Genomic DNA, 17,075 nt, shown 5'->3' on the forward strand with positions numbered 1-17,075 from the left:
CGCACCAGGCTACGTGGTCGCACATCCGCCCGGCCGCCAGCCGTCGACTCCGCTGCTTCGGCGCAGGTGCCCGTGGGAGAATGTGCGCCATGTCCGACTCCCGTTCCGCGCTCCTCGATCTCATCGGCGACTTCGGGGCGCGCGAGGACCGGATCCGGCACATCGAGCACTTCCCGGCCCGCGTCGGCACCACTGCGGACTGGCCGGAGTGGGCGGACGACGAGGTGGTCGCAGCCCTGCGGTCGACGGGCATCGACCGGCCGTGGACGCATCAGGTGGCGGCCGCGGACGCGGCACACCGGGGTGAGGACGTGGTCATCGCCAGCGGCACCGCCTCGGGCAAGTCCCTGGGGTTCTGGCTGCCGGTGCTCGACTCGGTGGTCCGCACCCGGGATGAGATCCCCACCCGCGCGGCGACGACGCTCTACCTCTCCCCGACGAAGGCGCTCGCCGCCGACCAGTACGAGAAGCTCCGCTCGGTGGTGCTGCGGGGCCTGCGGCCGGGCACCTTCGACGGCGACACCTCGCAGGCGGACAAGGCCTGGGCGCGCAAGCACGCGAACGTCCTGTTCACGAACCCGGACATGCTCCACCGCTCGGTGCTGCCGCGGCACGGGTACTTCACCCGCTGGTTCAAGACGCTGCGCTTCATCGTCGTCGACGAGGCGCACCGGTACCGCGGGGTGTTCGGCTCCCACGTCGCGCTGATCCTCCGCCGGCTGGTGCGGGTCGCCCGGCACTACGGCGCCGACCCGGTGATCGTCGGGGCCTCGGCGACGATGGCCGACCCCGCCGCGGCATTCGCCCGGATCACCGGACGCGAGGCGATCGCGATCACCCAGGACGCCTCGCCCCGGGCGGCCGGGGACTTCGTCCTCTGGGAGCCGCCCCTCCTGCCGGAGCCGTGGGGCCTGGAATGGGAGGATCCTGATCCCGCCGTCGTCGGTGGCCCGGGGCACGACCCGTTCGCGGACTCGCGCGGCCCATCCGCCCGGGAGTCGGCCTTCACACCTGTCCCCGGCCCTGCCCCGGGGACTGACCAGGAACGGGCCCAGGAGCCCACCGGCACGGATGCATCCCGGCGGAGCACGATCGCGGAGTCCGCCGACCTCCTCACCGACCTCACCTGCGCGGGCTTCCGCTCGATCGCGTTCATCGCCTCCCGCCGCGGCACCGAGGCGCTCGCCGAGGCGGTCCGCGACCAGGTGGCGCGCGTCGACTCCACTCTGCCGCGCACCGTCGCCGCCTACCGCGGCGGCTACCTGCCCGAGGAGCGCCGACTGCTCGAGACCGGCCTGCGCAACGGCCGGCTCCGCACGGTCGCCTCGACGAACGCGCTCGAGCTCGGGATCGACATCGCCGGTCTCGACGCGGTGGTCATGGCCGGCTGGCCGGGCACGCTCGCCTCGCTGTGGCAGCAGGCCGGGCGCGCCGGCCGGGCCGGACAGCAGTGGGCGGCGGTGCTCATCGCGCGCGACAACCCGCTCGACACCTATGTGGTCAACCACCCGGAGGCGGTGTTCGGCGCACCCGTGGACGGCGGGGTGATCGATCCCGGCAATCCGTTCGTGCTCGCCGGGCACCTGTGCGCGGCCGCGGCCGAGATCCCGCTCACCGAGGCCGATCTGCCGCAGTTCGGCGACACCGCGGAGCAGGTCCTCGCCTCGCTCGCCGAGGCCCGCATGCTCCGGCGGCGCCCGGCAGGCTGGTTCTGGGCGAAGGCCGAGGATGCCGCCGCGCTCACCGACATCCGCGGCTCCGGCGGCGGACAGGTGCGGATCGTCGAGGAGTCCACCGGCGCGCTGCTCGGCACGATCGAGGACGCCGGGGCGCACACGCAGAGCCACACCGGGGCGGTGTACATGCACCAGGGGCGCACCTTCACCGTGCGCGAGCTCGACCTCGACGCCCGCGTGGCGTTCGTCGAGGCGGCGAGCGTCGACTACTCGACGCAGGCGAAGTCGGTGACGGAGATCAGCATCGAGTCGACCGATCGGTCGATCACGCTGCCGTCCGGCGCCCGGGTGTTCACCGGGATGGTCGAGGTCGTCGACCAGGTGGTCGCCTACCAGATGCGGCAGCAGCGCACGGGGGTGGTGCTCGCCGAGCACCCCCTCGAGCTGCCCGAGCGCACTCTGCGCACTCAGGCGGTGTGGTTCACGGCCCCGCCGGAGCTGCTCGCCGATGCCGAGGTGGGGCGTGCCGACGTGCCGGGCACGGTGCACGCCGCCGAACACGCCGCGATCGGCCTGCTGCCGCTGTTCGCCGGCTGCGACCGCTGGGACGTGGGCGGGGTGTCGACCGCGATGCACGCCGACACAGGGATGACGACGGTGTTCGTCTACGACGGACAGCCCGGCGGTGCCGGGTTCGCCGAGCGGGGCTTCGACTGCTTCGCCGACTGGCACCGGGCGACGCTCGAGGCGATCGAGTCCTGCGAGTGCATCTCCGGCTGCCCCTCGTGCATCCAGTCGCCCAAGTGCGGCAACGGCAACGAGCCGCTCGACAAGGCCGGCGCGGTGCGCATCCTGCGCGCACTCCTCGGCTGAGACCCCGCTCACCTGCTCTCCCCGGTCGGGGATCCGGCGACCGCTGTCGCGCTGACCTTCCCGAGCGGAGCTGGGAGGTCGACCTCGGTGACGACCTTCGCGGTGCCGAGGTCCGGCCGGGCGATGCACTCGGTGACCTCCACTCCGCTGCGCTCCGCGGTCTCCGCGGCGATCTCGCACGGGTCACCGGGGGTGATGCCGCGGGCGGCATCGGCGGCGGCGATCGCGGCGAGGTCAGCCGCACCGTCGGCGCGGGCGTGGGCGAGGAAGGCCTGGGCGCCGAGCCCCAGGCCGGCGACGAGGGTGAGTGCCGCTGCGCCGAGCGACACTGCGAGCACCGTCGAGGAGCCCCGGTCGTCGCGGAGGTGCCCGGGCCGGATCACCGGATGCCCTCCGTCCGCGCGGTGGCGGTGGCGCTCACCGATTCCTGGACGAAGCGCAGGGTTTCCGGCAGCGGCAGCGTGACCTCGACCGTGGTGTACCCGCCCTCGTGGCGGACGGCGACCGTGGATCCGTCACCGGCCTTCTCCGTCGCCTCGTGGCGCACCGTGCGTTCGGGTTCGCCGCGCGCGGCCTCCCGGGCGGCGGCGCGTGCGGCGTCGTGGGCGCGCAGCTGGGACAGGCCGATCGTGCCGGCACCCGTGATGAGCGCGATGAGGAGCACGAGCGCGGGCATGAGCATGGCGAACTCCGCGGTCGCGGCACCGCGGTCATCACGGGCGGCCGACATCGGTTCAGGCCCCCAGTCCGAGGGCGGTGGAGATCACGCCGGTGATCGCCTCCTTGATCGGGTCGGACTTGAGGACGACGACGAGGAGCGCGGCGAAGCCGCAGGCTGCGAGCGTGGTGATCGCGTACTCCGCTGTCGTCGCTCCGCGGTCGTCCTCGAGCACGGCGAGTGCTGCGCTGCGGGTCGGTACGAGTGCCGCGGCGGGGTCGTCTGCGGGTGGGGTGGTCGTCGGGGTGTGTGCGGTGGTGTCCATCGTGGGTCCTTTCCGTGAGATCCGATGGTCCTCCGATCCTCTGCCGCCGCCGCACCGCGGACCAGAGCCCATCTGCGCCTGTGGATGGCGGCGGGCTGTCCACAGGCCGGAGGTCGCAGCCGCGGGAGCCCCTGTGACCAGCCGCCGCGGGCCCGGCTCAGCCGAAGAGCACTCCGAGGTCGTCGACGAGGCTGAGGACCACCGGGACGACGCCGAGCAGGAGGAACGCCGGGAGCACGCACACACCGAGCGGCACGACGAGCTCGACACCCAGGCGGGCGGCCGCGATCTGCCGCCGCCGGTGCTCCGCGCACCGCAGGTCCCCGGCGAGGCCGCGCAGCAGCGGGGCGAGTGCGACGCCGGTGGAGCGGGAGAAGAGGACGAGCCGGCTGACCGCGGCGAGCTCCTCGTTCGAGTCGTCGATCTCCCCGAGCGCAAGGGACCGGCCGAGCCGGTCGAGCCCGGTCCGGTCGCCCCCGGCGGCTGCGGCGAGCGACAGCGCCCGCTCCGTCGGCAACCCGGTCTGCAGACAGATCGAGACGAGGTCGAGGTCGAAGGCGAGCGCGTCCACAGCACTCATCGCCGAGGTCGGCGACGGGCCCGGCTCTCCGGCACCCGCCACCCTCTCGCCCGAGCCTTCCGCGACCCGACTTCCCATTGCACCGCTGCGCGCACCTCGGCCCCGGTCCGAATCCCCGACGCTCTTCCCACGACCGCCCCGCGGTGCCCCGAGAAGGGACTTCAGCCGGGTGTCCGCGCCGGGATCGAACAGCCACCAGCCGCAGCCGACGAGCAGCCCGGCCACCGCTGCGATGAGGAGGATCATGCCGTCGCCCTCCGCAGCAGAGACCGCATCCACAGCCGGCCGACGAGGAGCAGCACCGCTCCCCCGCCCAGGCTGATGAGCCCGGGCACCGAGGACAGGAGCGCGGCGAGGTCGGTCCCGATGAGCAGTCCGAGTCCCAGTGACAGGAGCGGCAGCCAGGTGAGGACCTTGACCGTCGAGGCGGGCCCGGCGAGCGCCACGGCTCTGTCACGGGCGGAGTCGGCCTTCTCCCGGCAGGTGTCGCCGTAGCGGGCGAGCATGTCGGCGGCCGGCGCCCCGGCGGTCTCCGCGACGAACCACACGGCCGCCATCCCGTCGAACACCTCGGCCGCTGCCGGGATGAGAGAGCCGGTGTGACGGCGGATCGCCTCGTGCGGCGGGTCACCGAGCTCGAGCGAGCGGCTCATCCGCAGCAGTGCCTGCTCGAGGTCGGAATCCTCGGCGAGCCCGGCGAGCTGGGCCATGACGACGGATGGCGGCATCCCGACGCGGAGCAGCTCGACGGCCCGGTCGACGACGGCGACCGCGGCGGCGTGCCGGTCCTCCGGGGTGCGCCGGCGCCGAGGCGCGCTCGCGCGGGGGCGCGGCGAGGTCAGCGCGCGCAGACGCCGGGCACCGGCGGGATCGGCGAGCAGCCAGTACCCGCAGCCGACGAGCAGCCCGGTGACCAGACCCAGCTGCCAGCTCATCGCGCCTCCCTCCAGTCCACGACCGGGTTCACGTCGCGGCCCGCTGCTCGAGGAGCCGGCGCACTGCCGTCACTCCCGCCTCGGAGAATCCGTCTCCGGCGTCCCACACCGGCAGCATCTCGATCCGGGTGTCGCGGTCCGCGGCGGGCACCGCGATCTGCGCGATGCCGCGGGTGTTTCCCTCACGGCGGACGTGGATGACGAGGTCGATCGCTGTCGCCATCTGGGACCGCACAGCCGCCGGGCTCATCCCGGCGAGCGCGCCGAGCGCCTCGAGCCGGGCGGTGACGGCCTGCGCGGTGTTCGCGTGGATCGTCGCGCACCCGCCCTCGTGCCCGGTGTTGAGCGCGGTGAGCATGTCGCGGACCTCCGCACCGCGGCACTCGCCGACGACGAGCCGGTCGGGGCGCATCCGCAGCGCATTGCGCACGAGGTCGGTCATCGCGACCTCGCCGACGCCCTCGACGTTGCTCTGCCGGGCGGCGAGCTGCACGACGTGGGGGTGGCTGATGAGGAGTTCGCGAGAGTCCTCGACGACGAGCAGCCGCTGATCCGCGGCGACCTCGGAGAGCAGCGCACCGAGGAGCACGGTCTTGCCCGAGCCGGTGCCCCCGGAGATGAGGAAGTTCGCCCTCCGGGCGAGCACCTCGAGGAGCAGCTCGTGGGCCGGCGCCGGTACGAACCCGTCGGCGAGGAGTTCGTCGAGGCGGAAGCCGGAGGCGCGCGGAACGCGGAAGGACAGCACGGTGGTGTCCCCGGACAGCGGTGGGATGACGGCGTTGAGACGCACCCCGTCGGGCAGCCGGACGTCGACGAGCGGGCTCGAGTCGTCGAGACGGCGGCCGCCCAGCCCCGCGAGCCGGACGGCGAGCGCCCGGACGTCGGATTCGGTGCCGAGCGAGATCGGCACCGGTTCGAGACCCGCCCCGCGATCGGCCCAGATGTCGCGCGGGCCGTTGACGAACACGTCGGTGGTGCCCGGCGCGTCGAGGATCGGCTGGATCGGCCCGGCCCCGGCGAGCTGCGCGGAGATCCGGGACACGAGCTCGAGCAGGGCGCCGGCGCCGAGCACCCGGCCGGTGCGCTGCACGGCGGTGGCCACGGCTGAGGCGGTCACCGGCCCCGGGTTCTCGAGCAGGTGGTCGCGCACCTCGGCGATGAGGGCGGGCTCGATCCACTCGCTCATGAGGCGATCCCGGCCGCCGCATCGAGGGCGAGGAGGTCTGCGAGGAGGTCCTCGGCGAACCGGCCCAGGCGGGTGCGGCCGGCGGGGATCCCCTCCCCGCGGTCGATCCGGGCGGCGAGCCCGCCGTCGTCGGTGAGCGTCCCGGCGAGGTCGAGCCCGATGGTGTCGGCGACGAGGTGCGGGTCGAGGCCGAACCGGTCGGACTCCCGCACGACGAGGCGCACCCCGGGGTGGACCTCGGCGAGCCGGCGGGCGACGCGGGCGGCGGCGACCGCGGCGCGCACCCGGGCCGGGGTGACGAGCACGAGGTGGTGGCAGGCGCGCGCCCACGCGGCCGGGGCGTGGCGGGGCAGGTCGACGATGACGAGGTCGAAGGCCTGCTGGGAGGCGGTGAGGACGGCGTCGAACACCTCCCCGGTGAGCTCCTCACGGCCCTCCCGGTCCCAGGACAGGATCGCGAGCTCGTCGAAGCGCGGCAGCGCCTGCGTCAGCGTCGAGGGCCGCAGTCGGCCCTTCGAGGCGGTCAGCGCCGGCCAGCGCAGCCCCGGGATGTCCTCGCAGCCGAGCACGAGGTCGAGGCCCCCGCCCAACGGGTCAGCGTCGAGGAGGACGGTCGCGGTCGACTGGCCGGCGGCCTGCCGGGCGAGCGCGCAGGCGAGCACCGAGGCGCCCGCCCCGCCGGACCCGGCGACGACGCCGATCGTCGTGGCCGGGGCGGCCGGGGGTTCGACCGCGGTGATCATCCGCTGGGTCAGCCATTCCCCGGCCGCCGGCAGGAGGGCGACGTGGTCCGCGCCGAGCCGGGCGGCGTTCGACCAGGCGTCGTGCGCCTCGGCCGGGGCGATGAGCACGGTGGGCACGCCGGCGGCCTGGGGCGGGTCGACGACGTCCTCACCGAGCAGGATGAGGACGGCGCCCTGCCACCCGCCGGACTGCGGGGCGAGCACGTCGAGGGTGATGCCGATGCTGTCGGCGATCGCTGCGCAGTGGTCGACGAGGCTGGGGAGCTGGGTGAGGAGCGCGATGCGGGGCATGCTCCCACGGTGCGCCGACGGCCGCCGAGGCGCACGCCGGGACCACCGACCTGTGGACGGACCGGCGCCAGCGAGCGACCTGTGACCTCACGTCGACGGCCTGTGACCTGAGGACGAACCGCGCGGTGTCGTCACTGGTCAGATGTTCTGCGGGATCTTCCCGGACTGGACGGCCTGGCACACGGTGCGGCCCTCCCCGGCGCCCTTCTCCACAGCCGTGGCGCAGGAGACGATCCAGCCGGGCACGTCGGAACCGGAGGTGTAGGCCGCCCCGCCCTGGCCGTAGCCCTGCACATCGGAGAGGAACGCGGCCTCGGGCACGCCCACCCCGGTGGGGTCGACGCCGGAGGACACGAGCTGGATCCGGAACAGGGCGCGGGCGATGAGCCCGTTGCCGATCACGAACGGGCGCAGGGCGATGATCTCGCCCTGGAGGATCGCGGCGACGACGAGTCCGGGCAGGGTCGGGTCGGCCAGCAGCGCGTCGAGCTGCCCGAGGCGGTCGGCGAGCTCCTCGGGCCCCGGGGCCGGCGGCAGCCCGCCGAGGTCGCCGGGCACCTCGCCGGCGAGCCGGGGGCGGCCGAGCTGCTCGTCGGGCACGAGACCGGCGCCGGCCGCGAGCGAGAGCTTGGAGAGGATGTGAGCGAGCCCGCCGCGCAGCGCGTCGGGCCGCTCCGAGTACTCCTGGGCGACCGCGGCGACGCGCACGGCGGCGGACAGCTGGGTGCCGGACATGTCATCGGGCACCTCGCGCCCGGCGCCGATCACCTCGCGCACGTAGGCGATGGGATAGCGGGCACCCTCGAGCGCGGACGAGGCGCGGGCGGCGCGCACCGTGGATTCGACGCGGCACTCGGGCATCCGCTTGCGCAGCGCGTTGTGCCAGCGCAGCTCCGTGCACGCATTGCGTGCCCTGGTCACGGCCTCGTCCACCGGGTCGAGAGCGGCCAGGGCACGCAGCGCGGAGCCGAGCTCACTCATGCTCAGCCACGCTGGATGCCCTCGGTGTTGCGGAGGATGCCTTCGCGGCCGTCGGTGTTGCGGACGGTGAACTCCCCGCCGTTGTCCGACAGCGCGAGGAACCACTCACCGGGGGTGACGGTGAACGCCGGGAACCCGGTCGCGGGGTCGACGGCGTCGCGGGGCTCCGGCACGGCGAACCAGAAGGCCTGCTGGACCGGCTGCGCCTGGTCCTGCTGTGCCTGGTCCTGCTGGGCGGCTTGGTCCTGTTGCTGGTCCTGTTGGGCGGCTTGGTCCTGCTGGGCGGCCTGGTATCCGTACTGCGACTGCTGGGCCTGGTCCCCACCGGCGGGCGCGGTGGAATCAACGGCGGTGGCGTCCGTGTCCTCGATCCGGGTGAAGCCCTTCTCCGAGTAGTCGAAGGCCTTGAACCACTGGGTGGGCTCCTCGGCGGCCTCGCGCTGCGCCTGCTCTGGGGCACCCGGCTTCTCCCAGCCCTGGCGCGCGGTGTCGTCCGCCGAGGTGGCGGCCGAGGTGCTCTCACCGACGGCGGGTGCCGGGGCGGAGTCGCCGGTGGGCGAAGCCGACTCCGGCGCGGGGTCGCCTTCGCCGGTGGCGTTCTGCAGGTCTGCGGCCGACATCATCGCCGTGGACTCGCCGTCGGTGCCGGTATCGGCAGTCGGGGCGTCGGTGGTCGACGAGTCGGTCGTGGGGTCTTCCGCGGAGCCACCGCTGCCGGAGGTCTCGCGGTCTCCTGCAGGGGCCTCGGCGGTCGCCCCATCGGTCACTGCGAAGTCGTCGGCGAGTGCACCGTCGGCTGCGGGAACGGAGCCGTCGGTCTCCGGGCGGGCGTCGGCGGCACCGGCCGCGGTCGAACCGCTGCCGTACCCCGGAGAGCCGGTGTCCGCCTCGGCGTCGCGCGAGAAGCCGCCGGACATGAAGGACTGGGTGGGCTCGTTCTGGGCGTGCGCCGGGGCGTCGGCCGAGCGACGGCCGAGATAGGCCTGGTCATCGCCCGACACCTGCTGCACCGGGCCGTCGGAGTCCGGCGCGCCCGATCCTGCGGCGGCACCTGCGCCCACCGCGCCTCCTCCGGCGACCGCACCGAAGCTCGGCGCGGCGTCGGAGAGTGCAGGAGCAGAGGCACCCTGCGGGCCCGATCCGAACTGCTGGCCCTGCGCCTGCTGCCCGTATCCCTCCGGGCCGGAGCCGTACTGCTGGCCGACGGGGCCGGAGCCGTAGGGCTGAGCCTGGTGCTGGGCGTCGACGCCGAACTGACCGGAACCGTAGCCCTGCGGACCGGAACCGTACTGCTGGCCGGCAGTGCCCGGGCCGTACTGGTTGCCCGCCGGACCGGAGCCGTACTGGTCGCCGGCGACTGCGCCGCTGTGGCCGAGTGCCCCGAAGCCCTGCGCCGACTCGCCCTGCTGGCCGTGCGCCTGCTGGCCCTGCTGGCCCTGCTGGCCATAGGCCTGCGGGGCGGAACCGTAGGGCTGGGCGCCGGCGTTCGCAGCGGTGCTGCGGGTGACCGGGCGGGCCTTGGGGTGGGCGGGCGCTTCGGCGCGGGCGGTGAACTCGGAGCCGAGGAACGGGATCACGGTGAGCACCCCGGCGAAGAACGCGATGAGCGAACCGAGGAAGGCGAACCATCCGCCGACGTGGAAATGCTGCACCGAGGTGACGAGGACGAGGAAGTTCGTCGCGAAGCCCACGGCGGTGAGCACCGCGATGAGCTGATCGGGGCTGAGCGAGCCGATCCGCTGCGGGAAGCCGCGGACCACCTTGTTGAGCAGGGTGAGGATTCCGGCGGCGAGGATCGTCAGCATGCCGAGGATGAGCCACATCAGGGCGAATCCATTCCAGGAGAAGTTCGGCATCCAGGACCAGATCCATGTCCTCTCCCGGAAGCCCTCGCCGAATGCGAATCCGAGCACCGGGGTGACGAGTGCGATGAGCGCGAACAGGGAGCCGACGAGAAGGAGGATGTCGCGCAGCGTGAGCGGACCGATGATCCCGGCGCCGGGTTTCTTCTCCTTGACCGGCGCCTGCCCGTAACCCGCCTGCCCGTAACCGGGCTGGCCGTAGCCGGGCTGGCCGTAGCCGGCGGGACCACCGGCCTGCTGAGCATCGTAGGGACCCGGCTGGGAGCCGTAGGCCTGCACTGGACCCGAACCATAGGCCTGACCGGGCTGGGAACCATACTGTCCGGCAGGCTGTGAGCCATACGCCTGTCCCGGCTGGGAGCCATAGGCCTGGGCAGGCTGGGAGCCGTACTGCCCGGCGGGCTGCGAACCGTACGCCTGTCCCGCCTGGGAACCGTACGCTGGGCCGGGGCCGCCGGTCTGGTCACCGTGGACGTCGGACTGCGGGCCCGGAGTTCCGGGCTGCGCACCGTACGGGCCCGGCTGCTGGGCGCCGGAGGACTGGGGACCGGGTGCTCCGTAGGGACCGGGCTGCTGGCCCCACTGCGGCTCGGAGCCGGAGGGCTGATAGGGGGTGCTCATCGTTCGAAACTCCTTCGGAGGCTTCCGGCGGCCGTGACCGGTCCCGGGACGTTCTCGCTCACATCCTGACAAACTACCCCGAGTCTTGCACACCGGATGCGGCACCCAGGCCCGGATTCCGCACTCGCGGGAGGGCACCTCGGGAGCGGGACCCGATCCGACCCGACGGCCGTTCGGGAACCGTGTGCGGGCTTAACCCGTGTCCGGGACTCGTTGTACAGTGCGAACGTGCCCGGCAACGCCGCCGGGGCGTGAGCGCGGGTACCCCGGGCCTCTCACTCTCACCGTCGGAGGGAAGCATGACGAACACGACATCACAGGACCGGCAGCACGGCGAGGAACAGACGTTCGAGCCGAGCGCGGAGTTCGCAGCGCAGGCCAACGCCACCGCCGCCCTCTACGACGAGGCCGCCGCGGACCGCCTGGGATTCTGGGCCGAGCAGGCCCGCGAGCTCATCTCCTGGGACACCGACTTCACCGACACCCTCGACTGGTCCGACCCCCCGTTCGCCCGCTGGTTCGTCGGCGGGAAGCTCAACGTCGCCTACAACTGCGTCGACCGCCACGTCGAGGCCGGCCACGGCGACCGCGTCGCCATCCACTTCGAGGGCGAGCCTGGCGACACCCGCACGATCACCTACGCCGACCTCCAGCGCGAGGTCAGCCGCGCGGCGAACGCGCTCGCAGCGCTCGGTGTGGTGCAGGGCGACCGGGTCGCGATCTACCTCCCGATGATCCCGGAGGCCGTGATCTCGATGCTCGCCTGCGCGCGCCTCGGCGCCGCCCACTCCGTGGTGTTCGGCGGGTTCTCCTCCGACGCCCTGCGCTCCCGCATCCTCGATGTCCAGGCCAAGGTCGTCATCACCGCCGACGGCGGCTACCGGCGCGGCAAGCCCTCGGCTCTCAAGCCCGCCGTGGACGAGGCGCTCGCCGGCGGGGACACCCCGGTGGAGAAGGTGCTCGTCGTCGAGCGCACCGGCGAGGACGTCGCCTTCGACGCCGAGCGCGACCTCCACTGGGCCGAGGCGCTCGCCGCGCAGCCCGACACCCACGAGTACGAATCCTTCGACTCCGAGAACCCGCTCTTCGTCCTCTACACCTCCGGCACCACCGGCAAGCCCAAGGGCATCCTCCACACCTCCGGCGGGTACATCACGCAGAACGCGTTCGCCATGCGCACGGTGTTCGACATCAAGCCGGAGACCGACGTGTTCTGGTGCACCGCGGACGTCGGCTGGGTCACCGGCCACTCCTACGTGGCCTACGGTCCGCTCGCGGCAGGCGCCACGCAGGTGATGTACGAAGGCACCCCGGACACCCCGCACCGCGGCCGCTGGTGGGAGATCGTCGCGAAGCGCGGCGTGACGATCCTCTACGCCGCGCCCACCGCCATCCGCACCGCCATGAAGTGGGGCGACGAGATCCCCGCCGAGCACGACCTGTCCTCGCTGCGCCTGCTCGGCAGCGTGGGCGAGCCGATCAACCCCGAGGCGTGGATGTGGTACCGCCGCGTCATCGGCGGCGACCGCTGCCCGATCGTCGACACCTGGTGGCAGACGGAGACCGGCGCGCACATGATCGCCCCGCTGCCCGGCGTCATCGCCACCAAGCCCGGCTCCTCGCAGCGCGCCCTGCCCGGCATCTCCGTGGCCGTCGTCGACGACACCGGCGAACCGGTCGAGCGCAACGTCGCGGGCTACCTCGTCATCACCGAGCCGTGGCCGGCGATGCTGCGCGGCATCTACGGGGACCCGGAGCGCTTCAAGGACACCTACTGGTCGCGGTTCGAGAACATGTACTTCGCCGGCGACGGAGCACGCTATGACGACGACGGCGACATCTGGTTCCTCGGCCGGGTCGACGACGTGATGAATGTGTCCGGCCACCGGCTGTCGACCGCGGAGATCGAGTCCGCGCTCGTCTCCCACGAGGCCGTCGCCGAGGCCGCCGTCGTCGGAGCGCAGGACGAGACCTCGGGCCAGGCGGTCGTCGCCTTCGTCATCCTCCGCGGCGGCGAGGAGCAGACCGAGGGCACCGTCGAGGAGCTCCGGGTTCACGTGGGCCGCGAGATCGGGCCGATCGCCAAGCCCAAGCGCGTCCACATCGTCGAGGAGCTGCCGAAGACGCGCTCGGGCAAGATCATGCGCCGGCTCCTCAAGGACGTCGCGGACAACCGGCAGGTGGGCGATGCCACGACGCTCGCCGACTCCTCGGTGATGGACGTCATCTCCGCCTCGGTCGCCGGCGAGAAGTCCTCCGACGAGGGGTGAGGCCCCAGCCCTCGCCCGGCCGCGCCGTGCAAGTGGGTGCGCGGCCGGGCGAGGGATTAGTCTAGGATCAGATCCGTACGTTTCGCACCGAATTCAAAGGAGCCTCCATGCCCGAGCGGTCGATCTCGCAGCTCATCAAGGACATCAAGGCGGATACTCAGGCCCTGGCCCAGGAGGAGTCCGCGCTCGCGAAGTCGGAGATCCAGGCCGGCGCGAAGAACCTCGGCATCGGAGCCGGGCTCGCCGGCGCCGGGGTCTTCCTCCTGTTCCTCGCCTCGATCATGGCGATCTTCGCCGGCGCCGCGGCCTTCCACGAGGGCCTCGGCTGGCCGTGGTGGGGCAGCTTCCTCATCGTGTTCGGGATCCTCGCACTCATCGCGCTCATCCTCGTCGCGATCGCGATCCCGCTGTTCAAGAAGGGCAACCCGACCCCCACCTCTGCGATCAACGGTGGGAAGTCCGCCGTCGAGGCGCTCAAGCGCTCGCTCACCAACCCGAGCGGCCCGCGCTACTGAGCCCACGGCCGGCTCCCGGCCGGGCGCGCCCGACGGCACTGACCCGGCTCGGTCACGCCCGGGCGAATCGCTGATCGGGCGGTGCGAGATTGCGATATCCCGCGGATTCCTTCACAGGAACCGCGGGATATTGGTGTCTCGGGTGGGTGTCAGAGCTGGATGTGGATGTAGGCCTCGCGGTCCCAGTCGCTCGCCCAGCCGAGCTCCTCGAGGGCGAACTCGAGCAGTCCCGCGGTGAAGCCCCACACGCGCAGCACGCCGACGTCGAACGCCGGGGTCGAATAGGCCCGGTCCGGCGGTGAGAAGGTGCCGCGGTTCGCCGGGGCCACGAGGTCGGCGATCGGCACGCGGTACACCCGGGCGGACTCCCCGTGGTCCATCACGCGCACCTCGGTGGGATCCGGCCACCAGGCGATGACCGGGGTGACGTCGAAGCGGCTCACCGGGATGAACAGCGGGTCCATGGTGCCGATGACGTCGATGCCGTGCGGGTCGAGCCCGGTCTCCTCCTCCGCCTCGCGCAGGGCGACGGCCACGGCGTCCACGTCCTCGGGGTCCCGGCCGCCGCCGGGGAACGCGACCTGCCCGGGGTGGTGCCGCAGGGTCGAGGCGCGCTCGAGGAGCAGCACGTCGACGTCGGCGACCCCGAGCGCGTCGAGGCGCTCCGCCTCCGCCTGCCCGGCCGGGGTGCGCGGCGGCACCCCGCGGCCGAACAGCATGAGGACCGAGGCCTCGCGCACGATCTCGTCCGGCTGGGCATGCCGACGGCGCAGCCACTGCTCGTTGCCCATCGAGCCGGGCAGCGCCTCGAGCGCGCGGCGGGCCGGGTCCGGGTGCGGACGCGGATCTGCGGGTTCGGTCGTCATGCGGACGCGTCTCCTCTCGGCCCGGCACCGGACGGTGCGGATCCACGTGCCGCCGGCTCCCCCGGCGCCCGTCCCGCCGCGTCCGGTCCCGTCCGCGCGGCGCGGTCGAGCTGCACCGCGGTTGCGGTGCGCACGAGTGCCTGGGCGTTCTCCGGGTCGGGCTCGCCGATCCCGAAGCTCGGGCACAGCCGCATGAGCGGGCAGGCGCCGCAGGCCGGGCGACGGGAGTGACAGATCCGACGGCCGTGGAAGATCAGCCGGTGCGACAGCATGGTGAGGTCACGCGGCGGGTAGAGGGCGGCGACGTCCCGCTCGACGGCCACCGGGTCGGTCGCGGCGGTGAGGCCGAGGCGTCGCACGAGCCGGCCGACGTGGGTGTCGACGGTGAGCCCGGGCACGCCGAAGGCGTTGCCGAGCACGACGAGCGCGGTCTTCCGGCCCGTCCCCGGCAGCGCGACGAGCGCGTCGAGGTCGGCGGGCACCTCGCCGTCGTGGTCGTCGACGAGGTCCCGTGCCAGGGCGACGATGTTGCGGGCTTTGGCGCGGAAGAAGCCGGTGGGGCGGATGATCTCCTCGACGTCGGGGAGTTCGGCGGCGGCCAACGCGGGGGCGTCCGGGTAGGCGGCGAACAGTACCGGGGTCACCCGATTCACCCGCACGTCCGTGGTCTGGGCGGAGAGCACGGTGGCGACGAGGAGGTGGAACGGCGTGTCGAAATCGAGCTCGCAGGCGGCGTCGGGGTGCGCCTCGGCCAGGACCCGGTTGATCTTCCGAGCACGTCGGGTCCGTCCCAGCGGCGTCTCGGCGGCGAACCGGCGCGCGCTCTTCTCCGCAACTGTCAGCACGGATCCCAGCTTAGGCCACCGTGCGGCGGGCCGGCCGACGGTCCGGCGGGAGCATCGCCTGCGGTGATGCCCGCCGGAACTCTCTTCCGCCGATCGTGTCCGAATCCGCTACCAGCCTGTAGATTTGAGGGCAGGGAACCTAGAGGAGGAAATCAGTGGACATCGAAGTAGTGCGGAACGCCAGTCTGTTCAACGGTCTCGACGACGAGTCGACCAGTGCGCTGGTGAAGATCATGAAGCCGCGCAGCCTGCGCCGCGGCACCGCGCTGTTCCACGAGGGCGACCCGGGCGACGAGCTCTACATCGTGTCGACCGGCAAGCTCAAGATCGGACGCGAATCCCCCGACGGCCGCGAGAACCTGCTCAGCGTTGTGGGCCCCGGCGAGATCATCGGCGAGCTCACCCTCTTCGATCCGGGCGCCCGGTCGACCACGGCCACCGCCGTGTCCCAGACCGAGCTGCTCAGCCTCAAGCACGAGGACCTCATGACCTGGCTGCGGGAGCGCCCGCAGGCTGCGATGAACCTGCTCAAGTCGCTCGCCCAGCGCCTGCGCCGCACCAACGACATCGTCGGCGACCTCGTGTTCTCCGACGTGCCCGGTCGCGTCGCCAAGTCGCTGCTCGACCTCGCCGAGCGATTCGGCAAGCAGGCGCCCGATGGCACCCTCGTCGCCCACGATCTCACGCAGGAGGAGCTCGCCCAGCTCGTCGGCGCCTCCCGGGAGACGGTGAACAAGGCGCTGGCCGACTTCGCGGCCCGCGGCTGGCTGCGCCTCGAGGCGCGCGCCGTCGTCATCCTCGACTTCGACCGGCTGCGCAACCGCGCGCACTGAGCACCTGCCGGCGCCGGCCGCGCGGCCAGTGTGCGCCCGGCCGGCTGAAGCCGCAGCCTCGTCCACGTCCAGCGGCCCCGGACCACTCGGTCCGGGGCCGCTGTCGCGCTCCGTGTGCCCGCCCGGTGGATCTGCTGGGATCACCGGGCGGATGCTCTGGGTTCACCGCGGTCCGGCGTCTTCGCAGAGGGCGCCCTCCGGGCCGACCGAGACCTCGGCTCAGAGACGCCCGAGGTAGTCGAGCTGCGCCTTGACGATCTGGAGGGCGGCGCCCCGGACGTCGTCGGGCACGTCGTGGTAGACGGCGTCGCGCACCTCCTCGGGCGTGCGGGCGCCGGCTTCGAGTGCATCGCGGACCTGCTCGATGCGCTCCGCACGGTGTGCGGCGTAGTGGGCGAGCACCTCGGCGGGGTTCTCGATCGTCGGCCCGTGCGCGGGCTCGATGACCTCGACCCGCCCGGTGTCGACGAGTCGGCGCAGCGCTTCGATGCTGTCGAGGTAGTCCCGGATCGACCCCTCCGGGTGGGTGACGACGGTGGTGCCGCGGCCCAGCACGGTGTCCCCGGAGTACAGGGTGGCGCCGTGGATGAGGCTGATGCTGTCGGAGGTGTGGCCCGGGGTGGCGACGACCTCGACCACGTCCTCCGGGGCGTCGCCGAAGGTGATCTCCTGCCCGTGGACCACCGGCTCCGTGTGCCGGGCGAAGCGCTCGAGCACGGCGTGGACGGGCACCTCGGGCGCCCAGTCGTCGATCGAGCCGAGCATCTCCGAATGGTCGGCGTGCTGGTGGGTGAGCACGATCGCGCGGAGCTCTCGCTCGCCGATCTCGGTGAGGAACGCCTCGCGGTGGGCGGCGAGCTCGGGGCCCGGGTCGATGAGCAGCGCGCCGGAGTCGTCGGCGCTGAGGAGCACGTAGGTGTTCGTCCCGTCGAGGGTCATGGGCGAGGGGTTGTCGGCTCGGATGCGCATGGGGCCTCTCGTCGTCGAGGAAGGTGCGGATGGCCCCAGTCTATCG

The 17,075-nt window shown here is 73.0% G+C and carries 16 protein-coding genes; 4 read left to right on the forward strand and 12 right to left on the reverse strand.

Going from position 1 to position 17,075, the window contains the following annotated elements:
* Positions 1 to 89 precede the first annotated feature (89 nt).
* The gene (locus tag MTQ12_RS07240; protein ID WP_247425477.1) at positions 90 to 2,549 is read left to right on the forward strand and encodes a DEAD/DEAH box helicase; all 2,460 of its coding nucleotides are present in this window, start codon (positions 90 to 92) and stop codon (positions 2,547 to 2,549) included.
* An 8-nt stretch (positions 2,550 to 2,557) separates the two neighbouring features.
* On the opposite strand, the gene MTQ12_RS07245 is transcribed toward MTQ12_RS07240, so the two are convergent.
* From MTQ12_RS07245 to MTQ12_RS07285, 9 genes are all read right to left on the reverse strand, one after another.
* Entirely contained in the window at positions 2,558 to 2,932 is a 375-nt protein-coding gene (locus tag MTQ12_RS07245) for an Rv3654c family TadE-like protein (RefSeq protein WP_247425478.1), read from the reverse strand.
* Positions 2,929 to 3,279, reverse strand: a complete 351-nt coding sequence (locus tag MTQ12_RS07250; protein ID WP_137318099.1) for a TadE family type IV pilus minor pilin — start codon at positions 3,277 to 3,279, stop codon at positions 2,929 to 2,931. The genes MTQ12_RS07245 and MTQ12_RS07250 overlap by 4 nt, the downstream gene beginning before the upstream one ends.
* 4 nt (positions 3,280 to 3,283) lie before the next feature.
* On the reverse strand, positions 3,284 to 3,532 hold the full coding sequence (locus tag MTQ12_RS07255) for a DUF4244 domain-containing protein (RefSeq protein WP_137318100.1): 249 nt from the start codon (positions 3,530 to 3,532) through the stop codon (positions 3,284 to 3,286).
* A 157-nt stretch (positions 3,533 to 3,689) separates the two neighbouring features.
* Positions 3,690 to 4,112: a type II secretion system F family protein gene (locus MTQ12_RS07260; protein ID WP_247425480.1), complete on the reverse strand. Its 423-nt coding sequence runs from the start codon at positions 4,110 to 4,112 to the stop codon at positions 3,690 to 3,692.
* Positions 4,113 to 4,354: 242 nt separating this feature from the next.
* Complete coding sequence (locus MTQ12_RS07265) at positions 4,355 to 5,047, reverse strand: type II secretion system F family protein (RefSeq protein WP_137318102.1); 693 nt, start codon at positions 5,045 to 5,047, stop codon at positions 4,355 to 4,357.
* Between the two features lie 28 nt (positions 5,048 to 5,075).
* Positions 5,076 to 6,233, reverse strand: a complete 1,158-nt coding sequence (locus tag MTQ12_RS07270; RefSeq protein WP_247425483.1) for a TadA family conjugal transfer-associated ATPase — start codon at positions 6,231 to 6,233, stop codon at positions 5,076 to 5,078.
* Positions 6,230 to 7,267, reverse strand: coding sequence for a septum site-determining protein Ssd (gene ssd, locus MTQ12_RS07275; protein ID WP_247425486.1), 1,038 nt, complete (start codon positions 7,265 to 7,267; stop codon positions 6,230 to 6,232). Before ssd ends, MTQ12_RS07270 begins: the two co-directional genes overlap by 4 nt.
* Before the next feature lie 138 nt (positions 7,268 to 7,405).
* Positions 7,406 to 8,248 carry a Fic family protein gene (locus MTQ12_RS07280; protein ID WP_137318105.1) on the reverse strand — a complete coding sequence of 281 codons (843 nt, stop codon included), beginning with the start codon at positions 8,246 to 8,248 and terminating at the stop codon, positions 7,406 to 7,408.
* Between the two features lie 2 nt (positions 8,249 to 8,250).
* Positions 8,251 to 10,731, reverse strand: coding sequence for a hypothetical protein (locus MTQ12_RS07285; RefSeq protein WP_247425488.1), 2,481 nt, complete (start codon positions 10,729 to 10,731; stop codon positions 8,251 to 8,253).
* Between the two features lie 299 nt (positions 10,732 to 11,030).
* Here MTQ12_RS07285 and acs point away from each other — a divergent pair, with 299 nt between their 5' ends.
* Together acs and MTQ12_RS07295 are read left to right on the forward strand one after the other, a co-directional pair.
* Complete coding sequence (acs, locus tag MTQ12_RS07290) at positions 11,031 to 13,001, forward strand: acetate--CoA ligase (RefSeq protein ID WP_247425490.1); 1,971 nt, start codon at positions 11,031 to 11,033, stop codon at positions 12,999 to 13,001.
* A gap of 107 nt (positions 13,002 to 13,108) precedes the next feature.
* Positions 13,109 to 13,516: a phage holin family protein gene (locus tag MTQ12_RS07295; RefSeq protein WP_137318108.1), complete on the forward strand. Its 408-nt coding sequence runs from the start codon at positions 13,109 to 13,111 to the stop codon at positions 13,514 to 13,516.
* A gap of 149 nt (positions 13,517 to 13,665) precedes the next feature.
* Here the strand turns inward: MTQ12_RS07295 and MTQ12_RS07300 are convergent, their stop codons facing one another.
* Both MTQ12_RS07300 and nth read right to left on the reverse strand, forming a co-directional pair.
* On the reverse strand, positions 13,666 to 14,382 hold the full coding sequence (locus MTQ12_RS07300) for a CoA pyrophosphatase (RefSeq protein ID WP_247425492.1): 717 nt from the start codon (positions 14,380 to 14,382) through the stop codon (positions 13,666 to 13,668).
* Positions 14,379 to 15,224: an endonuclease III gene (gene nth, locus MTQ12_RS07305; RefSeq protein ID WP_247618222.1), complete on the reverse strand. Its 846-nt coding sequence runs from the start codon at positions 15,222 to 15,224 to the stop codon at positions 14,379 to 14,381. Before nth ends, MTQ12_RS07300 begins: the two co-directional genes overlap by 4 nt.
* Positions 15,225 to 15,382: 158 nt before the next feature.
* Here nth and MTQ12_RS07310 point away from each other — a divergent pair, with 158 nt between their 5' ends.
* A complete protein-coding gene (locus MTQ12_RS07310) occupies positions 15,383 to 16,060 on the forward strand; it encodes a Crp/Fnr family transcriptional regulator (RefSeq protein ID WP_247425494.1) in 678 nt (225 codons plus the stop codon).
* A 219-nt stretch (positions 16,061 to 16,279) separates the two neighbouring features.
* On the opposite strand, the gene MTQ12_RS07315 is transcribed toward MTQ12_RS07310, so the two are convergent.
* Positions 16,280 to 17,029 carry an MBL fold metallo-hydrolase gene (locus MTQ12_RS07315; protein ID WP_247425495.1) on the reverse strand — a complete coding sequence of 250 codons (750 nt, stop codon included), beginning with the start codon at positions 17,027 to 17,029 and terminating at the stop codon, positions 16,280 to 16,282.
* Positions 17,030 to 17,075 lie beyond the last annotated feature (46 nt).

Origin of the sequence: Brevibacterium sp. R8603A2 (assembly GCF_023072605.1) — a bacterium.
Taxonomy (GTDB): Bacteria; Actinomycetota; Actinomycetes; order Actinomycetales; family Brevibacteriaceae; genus Brevibacterium; species Brevibacterium pityocampae.